The organism is Desulfovibrio mangrovi (genome assembly GCF_026230175.1).
In the GTDB taxonomy this organism is placed as follows: domain Bacteria; phylum Desulfobacterota; class Desulfovibrionia; order Desulfovibrionales; family Desulfovibrionaceae; genus Halodesulfovibrio; species Halodesulfovibrio mangrovi.
Map to the genome: position 1 here is coordinate 1637548 of NZ_CP104208.1, position 13237 is coordinate 1650784.

A 13237-nucleotide genomic window follows, 5' to 3' on the forward strand; every position below is an offset into this window, starting at 1 on the left:
TATAAAAAATCAAAAAGGCTGAAATGGATTAAGCGGCTCCGGCCTTTTGCAAAGCAAGGGAAAGACGGGCGTTCAACCAGTGCAGGTCTCCCACAGTCAAGGGAAACAGGCCGGGATTCAATCGTGCAACAATCCGGCTCTTTCCGTCACGGGTCAGCACCTCCAGAACGCAGCGGCGGTAACGGGGAGCAACCACCCTGAAAGTGACAATGTCCTGCAACGGGATGGAAAAAGCCTCATTGTCATTATCCATGCAATAATAGCCACACTGCATTTCCCCATTGCCCAGAGTCACATACCCGTTGCACAGGGCACCATGCAGAAAACGCCACGAAATCTGGTAGGCAAGAACGCCAGCCACCATGGTCGCAGCCACAGCAACCCAGTGGTTGCCATCTTCCTTGAGGAATTCAAGAATCCCCAAGGCCCCCACGCCCAACATGCCGATGCCGACAAGTCCCATCAGCCCCAGCACGATAGCCCCCGGCGAAAGTGTCCAGACAAACGAATTGACTCGCCTGCCCTGCCCCAATCGTATCACGGAACCCGGAGACGGAGATTCTGGCACATCAACGGGCTCAGCCTCATATCGGGCTACAGCCTCACGGGCGACTCCGAGGCCGGCATCGTCAACCACAGCCAGACCGGTACGGTCGGCCAACAAGTTTACCAGTTGCACAATTTCCTGAGAGGCCATGGACTTATCCATGGTTTCATATCCGGAATCGCGTCTGAGAATATCCAAAGAAAACTCCGGCCTGCCGGGACGTTTCGAGGAATGGACAAGCTCTTCCTTCCTGTCATGCATGGAAACTTCCACCATGCGCACCCTTCTGACAACACGCAACGCGGCAATCTCGCTGAAGGGAATCACATAGATATCCGGCTGCTGACGCCCCATGACATACACGGCCTTATCGACCATGTTCACCTCGTAGGCCCGCTTCTGGCTTCTAACAAGGATGGCCGTAAGCAAAAACGCACAGGCGGCCATAAGCAGCACAACCAGTTGCAGAGGATCGCGGCCCTTCATAACTGCGGCAGCAGCAAAAACGGCACCGATGACAAGGCAGCAGACCATGGCAACCACAGGCACCATGCTTGGAACGAAGCGGATAACCTTTTCGTTTTCTTCTGTAATCTTCAGCAAGCTCATGTGTTGCACACTAGCCCCAACTTCCAATTCGGGCAATGAAAAGCGCCGGGGAAAAAATAAAAAAAGCGCCCACCGTCGGTGAGCGCTTTTTGCCATATCATGAGAAGCTTAGAAGCGTTCGAAATCTGCGTCCGAAGCCTCCTTCATATCCAGTGAAATGCCAGCGCCGGAGCCATTGGAACCATTGGAACCATGGGCTCTATGAGACCCGTTGGACCCGTTAGAACCGTTGGAACCATTAGAACCATTGGAGCCATTGGAACCCGAAGAAGCAGCCAACCTTGCCGGAGCAGACGGTTTATTGCCGAAAAGCCTGGAAGCAGGGGCAACACTGACCTTCACCTGACGGGGAGCCATACCTCTGCCCGTTTCGCCCCCCCCATGCTGGTTGATCTTGAAGAAGGCAATGTTCTGCATAAGCTGCTCCGCCTGCGAGGCCAGCTCTTCCGAAGTCGACGCCATTTCCTCCGATGCCGAAGCATTCTGCTGCACCACGGTATCCAACTGCTGAATGGCCTTGTTAATCTGCTCAGCACCGGAATTCTGCTCATTGCTCGCTGCGGCGATTTCCTGCACAAGGTTTGCGGTCTTCTGAATATCGGGCACGATCTTGCGCAACATCTCACCGGCAGCCTGTGCCACTTCCACACTGGAGGAAGACAACTCGCTGATCTCGGCAGCGGCCTCGCCGGAACGTTCTGCCAGCTTGCGCACTTCGGATGCCACAACGGCAAATCCCTTTCCGTGCTCACCGGCCCGGGCCGCCTCAATAGCCGCGTTCAAGGCAAGCAGGTTGGTCTGACGGGCAATTTCCTCGATAATGGATATCTTCTCGGCAATCTTGTTCATGGCTTCCACGGTACGCGCCACAGCCTTGCCGCCCTCTTCTGCATCCTTGGCCGCCTTGAGGGACATCTGCTCGGTCTGCACCGCATTCTCGGCATTCTGACGAATGTTTGAAGCCATTTCTTCCATGGAGGAAGATATCTCCTCAACTGCAGCGGCCTGCTCGGTCGCGCCCTGAGACATGCTTGTACTGGATGCGGCCAGCTCTTCGCTGCCGGAAGAGACATTCTCCGCAGCACTCTGCACCTCGCCTACAACCTCACGGAGCCTGCCCACCATGGCGCGCAACGCATCGGCAAGCATGCCCACCTCGTCCTTCTGATGCACGTCAACCGTCGCCCTGAGATCACCCTGCGACAGAAGCTGGGCAAAAACGATTCCCTTGGACAGAGGAACGGTGATACCTCGGGTAATGAAGACGCCAAGAACACAGGCAAACAGAATGGCGAGCAGGGTTGCCATGCCCATGATGGTGACGGAAGACTGGATCTGTGCTTCCATCTTTTCCTTCTGGTTGGTGCGGGCCTCCTCGCAGATGGTTCTGGCCTCTCTGGCGCAGGCGATCATGACGGCGTTGGCCTTTTCCTGTTCCTGCATCATGGCATGATAGGAACGGAATTCATCATGGTAGGACGTGATCGCCGTCTTGAGGGAATCCACAGAGTTCAGGTTTTCCCTGCTCTCAAGACGGGAGCGCAATCCCTCTGCGAGGGCCAGAATCTTGCCGACACCTTCATCCACAGCTTTCTGGTATTTGACGTCAGCCGAGATAATCAGCTCCTTCTCGTTCTTTCTGACGTCAAGAAACAGTTTGACTAAATCGTTGGCATCGTCAGCATTCTGGAGCTTCACATCCACCAGCGCGGAGGATGCCCCCGATGAACGCAGACGTTCCAACTGCTGTTTGAGATTGATGCGAATATCCTCGGCACCGGCAAGCGCAGTACGGGCGTTCTCACGCATCTTCTCCATAACAACCTTGCGGGCATCGCTTTCCTTTGCATACTGCTGGAAGGCTGCGGCGTATCTATCCACTGAAGCCAGCACGTCATCCATCTGCTTCAGGTTCACCGGATCACTGAATTTCACCCTGCTGTCCGCAATCTGCTGCCGTATGAAAGTCACCGTCTCATCGTGTTTCTTACGTGACTCCTCATCCCTGCGGATGATGAAATTCTTTTCCTGAATGCGTGCATCCAGAACCAGTTTGACCAGGCGGTTCATGTCATCCGCCTTTCCAACCCTGTTTTCGATCCCCCAGATACCGCTCAATCCAACCCAGGCCACAATCACGGTCAGAGCAATCAGCACTCCAAAGCCCAGGGCCAGCTTCCAGGAAAGCTTGAGATTTTTCATATTCATTACTCCAGTGCCAAAAAAGATAAACACTATCGAGTCAACAAGCATTCACCACACTGGCACCGTATATGATATGCCTAGTCATGAAAAGAATCAGAAATAAAAAATAATCTATTGTATAATGCAGTCTAACTGCCATTTTCGTTGAACAATGACAAAGACGGCTTCCATCAAAGCAGCGCCCACATCAAAAAGGCAGGAGGTTATAAGGAGTTGTCGCAGCGTATGCGGGACGCACGGGAAAATCCCCCTCAGCCTGCGGATGACGCACCGTTGAAAAATGCGTTCCAGAGTATCAGGTAAGCGGGAAAAAGACAGGAACTCAGCGTTCCTGCATGGAGAAGGTAAGGGACGACATGAAGGGGGAAAGGATGTACTCCAGCACCGTTCGGGAACCGGTATGTATGGAGCAGGCGACAATCATGCCGGGGTAGAGGCAGTAACGGTTGCCTTCACGCTCAAAGCAGGAATCATCAGTCTCGATGCGCACCTTGTAATAGGTATTTCCCTGCCTATCCACCACCACGTCGGGCGAAATACGCACCACGGTGCCATTGATGCGCCCGAATCGTCTGGCATCCGCCGAAGTGAGGGAAATACGAGCGTTCTGCCCAAGGGCGACATAGCCGATATCGTTAATGGGCAAATGCGCCTCAACCACAAGTTTATCGCTCGTGGGCACAATGGTCATCACGGTTCCTCCGGGCTCAACCACCTCGCCCGGGGCCGCAAAGGCCAGCTGTTTTACCACGCCATCCACCGGAGAACGCAGCACAGTGCGCTTGAGGGTATCCTCAAACTTCTTCATGCGCTCGGAAAGCTCGTCATATTCCTGCTGCGCCTTGCGCAGATCCTGTCTGGCCTTTTCACGGAACTGGGACTCCACTCTCTCAACCGCCGCAACAGCCTCAACATACTGCGCCCGCATCTTACCCAAATTCGCCTTGTCCTGTTCGATACGGCTCTCAAGGTTGGTAACCTCACGCTGCAGCTGGATATATTTGAGTTCCGTGGCCAGTTGTTCCTTGAAAAGCTGCTCGGTAATCCCCAGTTCCTTCCGCAGGAGAACAAGGGCGTCTCGCTGTTTGCTGATTCGCACAGTCACGCTGCGCACGTCCTGTTCGGTCTGAATTACCTGCTGGCGATATTCCGCCAACTGACCTGCGAGGGTCGCCATGGATGAAGCGAACAGTTCGCGTGCCGCCGTCACTTTCTCCGGCAGCGTTGCCTCGATCTCAACAGGCATGACAAGCTCCCGAGCCATATCGGCCATGGCCTGATAACGGATGAGATCCACCTGAAGGGAAGAAAGCCGGACGCGCACCTCTTCCACGGAAGAGCCCTGCTGCGTCCCCTCAAGCTCCACAAGCTCCTGCCCCTGCGTGACGACCTCGCCCTCGCGCACCTTGATCTCACGGATAATGCCGCCTTCCAGATGCTGCACCCGCTTAACCAGCGAAGAAGGCACCACCTCGCCCTCCGCCATGCTCACAATATCCAGCCTGCCGATGCTTGCCCACACGAGAAAGGCAATGCAGCCTGCAATGCAAACCCACAGAAAGGCGCGTGTCGTGGAATCCAACTGCAACTGCGGCGCGGAATTACTCATTCGTCCGTCTCCTTCTCAAAACCAGGCGCGGGCGTTGCAGAAACATCCTTTGGCGCACCGGTCGCAGATGCAGCCCCGCCGTTATCCCCTCCTTGAGACACTCCGGCCGGAGAAGGAGCCTGAACGACCACCGAAGGAGCGGACTGCGATACGCCCGATGCCGCAGAACCGATGCCGGAAACCTGCTCAATGGGTGTTCCGGCTTCCTGTCTGGTCCTGCGCACCACCTGCGGTACGGGCTTGCTGCCCAGATCAAGCTTCTGCCCTGCCAGTCGTTCAAATCCGGGATCGGCGGAAATTACTATAATGGTCCGCCCCTCCCTGAGCATGCGGACGACACAACGGAACACGGCCTGACGCCCCGGCTTATCGAGCGCCTCCGTGGGTTCATCAAGAATCACCACCCTGCCATTCGTCATCAGGGCACGGGCCAGCGCCATGCGCTTTCTGATACCCGCGGACAATGAACGCCCCGCGTCTTCCAGCATGAGTTCAATGCCTTCCTGTCGGGAAAACAGAAACGAGGAAAGATCCGCTTCGTTGATGGCGCGGTTCAGACTTGCCTCATCCGGTTCCTCCAACCCCAGACAGATATTCTCACGTAACGTTGCAGGGAAGAGAACCGCCTCCTGCGGCAGGTAGCTGATCTGCTTGCGCCACCACTCCGGCGCTATCTGGCTCAGGGTTACGCCATCAGCGACAATATCGCCACGCGCCGGATCGACAAGTCCGGCAAGCATGCGGGCAAAGGTGGTCTTTCCGGCCCCGTTGGGCCCTTGCACCACAGTCAGCATCCCCGGTTCCAATGTCATGGAAAGCGATTCGAACAAAGGCGAACGACTTCCGGGCCAGCCGAATGCTGCATCGCGAATCTCCAGCTTGCCGCTGAAGTTCTGAAGTGCCGTGCCTGAACGTGCTTCCTGTGGCAGCGAAATGAAACGAAGAATATCCTGCCGTGCACTACGCGCCCGTGCTGACAGAGAAAGAGAGGAGGCAAGACCGCTTCCGGCACTCAGGGCACGGGCGGTAAGAATATTCACACCGATGAGCACACCCACCGTAATGTCCCCGTTTACAACCTGCATGGCGCCGATGGAATAGACGCCCACACTCTGCAGCATGGCGATCACCGAAGACGCCGAACGCCCTTTCTCGCGGGAAAGGGTCAAGGCAAAGCGAAGGGTATCCAGTACCGCATTCTTCTCGCCCCAGATACGCCGGACAAATCCTGCCCCTCTGAAAACGCGGACAGCATCACTCCCAGCGAGGACCGAAGCCGTCAGGAGACGTTTTTCAGCCTCCTCCCTGTCCACATCCCGCGCGAGCAATGCCTGATGGTCGTTGCTCCAGCGGTTGAGAGCCGCCGTCAGCAGCATGCCCGTCAGACCGATAAGCGCCAAAGGGGGAGAAAGAAGAAAGGCAGCAAACAGGTAGAGAAGGGCAAAGGGCGCATCCAGCATCTGCAATACTGCGGAAGGTTCAGAAGCCGCCCGTATGGTAGCCGCCCTGAGGGGAATCTCCTGCGCCACACGAGCCACCTCGGGCCCCATGACCTGCGCCCGTATGCGGAGCATGGCTTCATGGCCCGCTGTTGCCAGACGATCATCCTCATCGCCCGTCACCACAACCGCAAGACGGGTACGTATGGCATTGAAGGCGTAGAGCAGGACGATGGCCACCCCCATGCCGGAGGTCAGCGTTATCAACGTGCCGTCAAAACCGAAGGCCACGTATCTGTTGAGTACCTGAATGACAAAAATTGGAGATGCCAGATTGAGCAACGTGACAAAGAAGGTGGCCAGCACCAATTCGAAAGCAGCGACAGGCTGTCGGGCCATGCGTCTGAAGAGTTCGCCCACGGACACTCCTTTCCATCAATGGTCAATAGTCCTGCAACGATACACCGCATCGGCCTCGGATGCAACGCATGAGGACCAAAGCATCCCCTTCTTCACCGTACCAGTATGGAAAACCGAGCGCACCGCCGCCAACATACAAAGGCAACATCCTGAATTAATTACACTTACCAACACTAAACCAAAACACTCGGCATCCAGAGATTGCACTTGCAGTTTTTCCATCTTTACAGCATGTTAGATATTACGATGATAAGTCTACCTCCACATCTGGCAGGCTATGCCTTCGTTCTTCTGGCCGCAGCCATGTGGGCCCTGCTCGGCCCTGTGGCCAAGTTCGGTCTTGCCGCAGGCATGGAGCCCCTTGAGCTGGCGTTCTGGCGGGCAGCCATGGGCAGTCTTCTGTTCGGCATTCACGCCCGGCGCACCAACATGGTCCGGGTACGGGGCAAGGACGTTCCCGTCTTCCTCATCTTCGGTCTTGTCGGCGTGGCTCTGTTCTTCGGCTCATATCAGCTTGCCGTGCAGGGGGCAGGAGCCGCCCTGGCCTCCATCCTGCTGTATACGGCTCCGGCATGGGTTGCCGTTCTTTCATTCATATTCTTCCATGAGCCGCTCACCCGCCTGAAAACGCTGGCTCTGGCGCTGGCCATGTGCGGAGCCGGTCTTGTCTGTCTTTCCGGGGGCATAGGCAACACGGTCAGCATGGCTGGCATACTCTTCGGCCTGCTTTCCGGTTTCACCTACTCATTGCACTACATCTTCGGAAAGGCGTACCTGCGCAGCTACTCTTCAGTCTCGCTCTACATGTGGAGTCTGCCTGCAGGTGCCGTGGCGCTGCTGCCGTGGGTCAGATTCACAGCCGTCAGCGCTACCGGAGTCATTGTCATTTTTGTGTTGGGCGTTGTATGCACGTATGGAGCCTATTACGCCTACTGTGAAGGGCTGAAGCGCCTTGAAGCCACGCGCGTCGCCGTCATTGCCAACGCGGAGCCGGTTCTTGCGGCCCTGCTGGCGCTCTGGTGGTGGGACGAATTGCTTTCTCCGTCCGGCTATATGGGAGGCGCTCTGGTGTTGGTCGCCGTCATACTCATCGTTTTCGACAAATCAGGAAACGCACCACAGGAAGAAGGCGTTTCCGGATGCACGAAAACGGAATCGACGGAATCATATGATGCAAGTCCCCAAACGGAACCGGCACGCGAAACCGCACTCTAACGTCTCCCCCAAGGAGCACTCTTATGCCTACTCTATATGATCGTGTGAAAAGCGGTGAATTTCTCTTTCTCGACGGCGGCACCGGCACCGAACTGACCCGCCGCGGCCTGCAGCACGGGGACGATCCCTGCTGGAGTGCGCGGGCCGTGCTGGAGCAGCCCGACCTCGTCCGCGCCGTGCATGAAGACTATGTCCGCGCAGGCTCAGACATACTCATCACCAACACCTTCCGGGCCTCTCCGATGATGCTTGAAGCCCACGGCCTTGGTGAGCGCTGGGAGGAAATCAACAAGACAGCCGTGCGCCTTGCTTACGAGGCCATAGAAAATGTCGGCGCAAAACGGCAGGTGCATGTCATCGGTTCTGTTTCCGCCATCGTTCCCGACGGAACGCGCCCCCCTGAAGAGGTGCGCAGACAGCACTCCCGGCAGTCTCAGGTGCTGGCCGCAGCCGGAGCTGAAGCTATTCTTGTGGAAATGATCAATGACACCACGCAGGGCAGACTGGCGCTCGAAGGTGCCAAGGAGGCGGGAATAGCCCTGTGGGCCGGTCTTTCCTGCTCCCTGAATGAACGCCGGGAGCCGGTACTCTCGGCCGATGGCGTCCTGTTGGATCAGGCGCTGGCCCAACTGCTGCCGGTAGGGCTGCGGGTCATCTGCTTTACTCATACCATGGCCGCCGACATCGGCGCCTGCCTTGAAGTGCTGCGTCAACATTGGACCGGCCCCATGGGAACAATACCGCACGCTTCCCGTTCCCCCGTTCCCAACCAATATGCGGCAGATACCTATACTCCTGAAGAATACAGGGCCAAGGCCCGTAAGTGGATCACCTCGGGCGTGCGCATTCTCGGCGGCTGTTGCGGCGTGGGGCCGGAGTACATCCGCACCGCACGCGAAGGCATACAACTGCTGGCATGATATAGGCGCAGCAACGTGTATAAGGAACCAGCATGAAAGTTGTACTGGTCGTGGATGACGATATTCTCAACCGCATTACGCTGAACCACATGCTCGGCAAGAACGGATATGAAGTCCGCCTCGCCTGCAACGGCAGCGAGGCGTTGGAGATCCTTGCCACGGAGCCGATTCCCGATGCTATACTCACGGATATAGAAATGCCCGTGATGGACGGTCGTGCGCTTCTGCATGCGTTTCGGAAAGACGATCGCTGGCAGGACTGCAAGATCCCCGTCATCGCCCTGACAGCCCACTCGCTGCCGGAAGACAGGGAGGCTCTGCTTCTTGCCGGTTTCGACGCTCTGCTCGGCAAACCCGTTGAAAGAGAAAGTCTGGTGAGCACGTTACAAAGCTTTTTACCACCCCAAGCTGAGGGAACTGAATAATATTCGCTTCTTCCGTACCCTATCCCAAAGAAATCCCCTTCACAGCGGTCGGGGGCAGTGATAGGTGGAGGGAGTTTTCAACAAACGGTCTTTGTTCTCTTTCCAAGTCTGTCCCGAGGAGCTTACTTTGGCTATTCGTTTCGACCGGATGGAGCTTGCAGGCTCACTTGGCGATCTGGGAGCCCTGCTTCCGCTCGCGCTGGGCATGATCGTGATAAACGGTCTGGATCCTGTGGGAGTCTTTCTCTGCGTCGGCCTTTTCTACCTTCTGGGCGGCGCATACTACCGGGCCCCCATAGCAGTCCAGCCGATGAAAACGGTCGGCGCCTACGCCGTGGCAACCGGCGTTTCCGCCACTGTCATCGCCGCTTCCGGCATATGGCTCGGAGCACTGCTGCTCCTCGCCACTTACGGTCCGGTGCTCAATTTCCTCAAACGCTTCATCCCCGTTCCGGTCATACGCGGAGTGCAAGTCTCCACCGGCAGCCTTCTGGCCATGCAGGGGTTGAAACTCATTCTGGGTGAATCCGGCCTGCAGAAAACCGTAAGCGAACCCCAGCTCGGACTGGATACGCTGCTTGGCGTGCCTTGGAGTATCATACTTGGAGTCATTGCCCTTGCGGCCATCCTCACCCTGCTCGACAGCAAACGCTACCCCGCCGCCATCATGGTGGTGGGAGGCGGATTCATCACCGGCCTGCTGATCAAGGGAGCAGCCTTTTCCATCGGATTCCACGGCCCCAACCTGCTGCCGTTCGGGCTCCCTTCATGGGCCGACTTCGCCTTTGCACTGCCCATGCTGGTGCTGCCCCAGTTCCCCATGACCATCGGAAACGCCGTCTTTGCCAATGCGGATCTCTCGCACCAGTTGTTTCCGGAAGAAAAAGAACGGGTCACTCCCAAAGCCCTCTGCACCACCATGGGCATAGCCTGCATCGCCTCATCGCTGTTCGGCGGAATGCCCATGTGCCATGGCTCAGGCGGCCTTGCCGCCCACTACCGCTTCGGCGCCAGAACCAATGGCTCAAACATCATCGCGGGCGGACTGTTCATAACCGCCTCAGTGCTGCTCGGCCCATCCCTTGTAGACGCCCTTCACCTGCTGCCTCTGGCAGTGCTTGGGGTGCTGCTGCTCATGGCAGGCCTTGAACTTTGCCTGACAATCCGGGATTTGACCGAAAGAAGCGGACTGTTTATCGTCTTCTTCATGCTCATTCTTTCCATAACCGTTAATCTGGCCGTTGCCTTTCTTGTCGGCATTCTTCTCTGCCGGTTCGTTGAGCACCGGCGCATCGGCATATAACACTTAGGGGGATATGTGTCAGACGTTCAGAACCCTGAAAAGCTTACCATGGCGCCGAAGCCAACCTCGGGCAACAAGAGGCTTCTTTTGATAATTCTGCTGTGCGCTGTTGCAGCAGGCGCATTCTGGATGTTCCGCGACACCGCTCGCGAACTGACATCGCCCCCCCCTCCGCCTGTTGAGCAGGGACAAATGCGTCTGCAGCTTCCCACACAGGCTGTCACAAACGCCACAGGCAACGCCACGGTCGGCACTGCCGGCGGCTCCGCGCTGCAGCAAGCCCCCCTCGATGCACCCGCAGCAGCAGGCTCCGCACCCGCAACTCAGGAGACTGCTACTACTTCCGGCTCAGCCGGTTCCGGCGACCAGAATCTGGGGCGCGTCATGCCCAAAGTGGTGGACGACTCTGTCATCACCATCAATTTCATCGATGATCTGGCCCGCTATCTTGCGGACAGCTATTACCCCGCGGGCAGCGGACCGGCCAAGGGCGACACCGGCATTGTCGTTGCCGGAACCAAGATGCTGAACATGCACTATGGCGTGGAAATGACAGGGCTTACCTGGTCCGGTGACGACATCGGAAAAGGACGCCAAAGCGTTCTGCGCTATATTCTGAACCCTACCATGGCCGAAGCCCTCTACAATCTTTACGCAGACCGCTTCATGGCTGCGCTGCAGACCCAAGCCAAACAGCTGGTCCGCAACGTTGAAGGCGAAGAACGCACGCTCACCCGCATGGAAATCAAGGAGATGCACCACCTGCTCTCTGTAAAAGTTCAGGCCACTGCCGGTGTGCTTCGCGCATGCGTGCTCATGGAAGACGCCATGCCCCGGGTGGAGGCACTGCACATTGCCACCAGAAAAGCTCTGGAAGCAAACCAGAAGTTCCAGGTCACCCTGCTCCAGTATCAGGAACGCACTGAAGCTGAACCCAAAGACGCCAAAGCCATTTCCAAGGCCAAAGTATCCATGGATGCCGCAGGCAAAACCTACCAGCAGGCGATCATACAGCGTGAACGCACCCGCGAATCGCTTGCCAACGCATTGCGAAAATACAAGTGGGTAGCTATGCAGGATGACGGAACGAATATTTATATCGCCCAATGGATCTACCGCAGACTGCAGGACAACCCACGGGCATTCCCCGCCATCATGACCCTGCACGAAGACCTGCTTGACCTTGCCGAACGCATGGAAAAAAAGGCCGCATTGTAACCGGAACAAGACGGATAACAACAAACATGCCATCAGGGTCTGTATACGCCACGGCGGATGCAGACCCGTTTCTACATAAGGACCACACAATGGCCAAAGATTACGATCCTCCAATGCATACGGCAGAGCATGTGCTCAACCAGACGATGGTACGCATGTTCGGCTGTGAACGTTGTTTCTCGGCACACCTGAACAAGAAAAAATCCAAATGCGACTATCGGTTTAGTCACCCTCTCAACGATGCGGAAATACAGGAAATTGAAAAACGGGTGAACGAACAGTTGCGCGCCTCTTTACCGGTACGCGAGGAGGTTCTTGACAAGTCCGCCGCTGCTGCGAGATTCAACCTCGGAAAACTACCGGATGATTCCATCCAGACCATCCGTATCGTCCATATCGGAGACTATGACGCCTGCCCCTGCATAGGAGAACATGTTGCCAACACGGCGGAAGTAGGAACTTTTTCCATCATTTCCCATGATTATGCCGATGGCATCCTGCGCTTACGGTTCAAGCTGCTCGAACAGTAACTTCCCAATAAACACGGAAAACCATGAAAAACCACGTCGCTGCCACCCTTTTCTGCGCATGCCTCTGCCTGAGCATGCTGACAGGTTGCGTACACCGCCCTGCCCCCACCCCGGCAACAAACTCCACCCAGATACCGACGCTCGCCCCGCTGACGGTCATGGACGGAGCCGACTTTGCCGTGTTCGCCAAACGCTTTCTGCCGGAACTGACGAAACGCAATATTCTGGTGCAGGATGGAACCCCGGCGCCACAAACGCCGATTCTGCTGCACGGCACCACCACTCCGGCAGGAGAGTATCAGCCCAAGTCCTATGGCAAGGATTTGTATGATCGTCTTTCGCTCCGCTTCATGTGGTCTGCTGAAGAACGCGCCAACGTCATAGAGGCTGTAACGCATTCCAGCATGCCCTCGACGGGCGAAGCACTGAATATCAACGAATCATCACTAGTGGTTGTCGGCGAGTTCAGTACGGACATCTACACCCTTGTTGCCCTGCTGGACTGGAATCAGGACGGCAAGCGGGACTGGCTCGTGCGCTACCGTTTCAAACCCAGCGTCGAAGCCCCTTCATCCTCAAGACTGCTCGTCATACCCGCCCCGCAGCCGGAAGGCATTCTGGAAGCCGAAGTAATTGAGGCGGTGGAATGCACGGAAGAAGGCTGCAAGAGCTATACTGGCAGCGGACTTCCCGAGGTGCTCGGATACGACCCCTCGGTTGCTCCCTCCAAAACAGCTATCGTGCAGTAGACAACAAGCCCCCGCACCATACCAAGATGATGCGGGGGCTTTTCACTT

11 protein-coding genes are annotated in these 13237 nt (G+C 56.6%); 7 read left to right on the top strand and 4 right to left on the bottom strand.

Translation table 11 applies throughout. The features are described 5' to 3' along the window. Positions 1-28: 28 nt before the first annotated feature. The 4 genes from N1030_RS07645 to N1030_RS07660 form a co-directional block, all read right to left on the bottom strand. On the bottom strand, positions 29-1156 hold the full coding sequence (locus N1030_RS07645; RefSeq protein WP_265828671.1) for a hypothetical protein: 1128 nt from the start codon (positions 1154-1156) through the stop codon (positions 29-31). 108 nt (positions 1157-1264) lie between these two features. After that, the gene (locus N1030_RS07650) at positions 1265-3358 is read right to left on the bottom strand and encodes a HAMP domain-containing methyl-accepting chemotaxis protein (RefSeq protein ID WP_265828672.1); all 2094 of its coding nucleotides are present in this window, start codon (positions 3356-3358) and stop codon (positions 1265-1267) included. Between the two features lie 325 nt (positions 3359-3683). Continuing rightward, the gene (locus N1030_RS07655; RefSeq protein WP_265828673.1) at positions 3684-4970 is read right to left on the bottom strand and encodes an HlyD family type I secretion periplasmic adaptor subunit; all 1287 of its coding nucleotides are present in this window, start codon (positions 4968-4970) and stop codon (positions 3684-3686) included. Continuing rightward, positions 4967-6829: an ATP-binding cassette domain-containing protein gene (locus tag N1030_RS07660; protein ID WP_265828675.1), complete on the bottom strand. Its 1863-nt coding sequence runs from the start codon at positions 6827-6829 to the stop codon at positions 4967-4969. Before N1030_RS07660 ends, N1030_RS07655 begins: the two co-directional genes overlap by 4 nt. A 246-nt stretch (positions 6830-7075) precedes the next feature. On the opposite strand from N1030_RS07660, the gene N1030_RS07665 reads away from it, so the two are divergent. The 7 genes from N1030_RS07665 (at position 7076) to N1030_RS07695 (ending at position 13189) form a co-directional block, all read left to right on the top strand. After that, positions 7076-8044 carry a DMT family transporter gene (locus tag N1030_RS07665; protein ID WP_265828676.1) on the top strand — a complete coding sequence of 323 codons (969 nt, stop codon included), beginning with the start codon at positions 7076-7078 and terminating at the stop codon, positions 8042-8044. 23 nt (positions 8045-8067) lie between these two features. Continuing rightward, positions 8068-8964 (top strand): homocysteine S-methyltransferase family protein, encoded by an 897-nt coding sequence (locus N1030_RS07670; protein ID WP_265828677.1) that lies wholly within the window; start codon positions 8068-8070, stop codon positions 8962-8964. Between the two features lie 32 nt (positions 8965-8996). Further along, complete coding sequence (locus N1030_RS07675) at positions 8997-9389, top strand: response regulator (protein ID WP_265828678.1); 393 nt, start codon at positions 8997-8999, stop codon at positions 9387-9389. 127 nt (positions 9390-9516) lie between these two features. Continuing rightward, entirely contained in the window at positions 9517-10692 is a 1176-nt protein-coding gene (locus tag N1030_RS07680) for a putative sulfate/molybdate transporter (protein WP_265828679.1), read from the top strand. Between the two features lie 87 nt (positions 10693-10779). After that, a complete protein-coding gene (locus N1030_RS07685; RefSeq protein ID WP_265828680.1) occupies positions 10780-11910 on the top strand; it encodes a hypothetical protein in 1131 nt (376 codons plus the stop codon). An 89-nt stretch (positions 11911-11999) separates the two neighbouring features. Beyond that, on the top strand, positions 12000-12440 hold the full coding sequence (locus tag N1030_RS07690) for an alanyl-tRNA editing protein (protein ID WP_265828681.1): 441 nt from the start codon (positions 12000-12002) through the stop codon (positions 12438-12440). Positions 12441-12463: 23 nt separating this feature from the next. Beyond that, complete coding sequence (locus N1030_RS07695; protein ID WP_265828682.1) at positions 12464-13189, top strand: hypothetical protein; 726 nt, start codon at positions 12464-12466, stop codon at positions 13187-13189. Positions 13190-13237 lie beyond the last annotated feature (48 nt).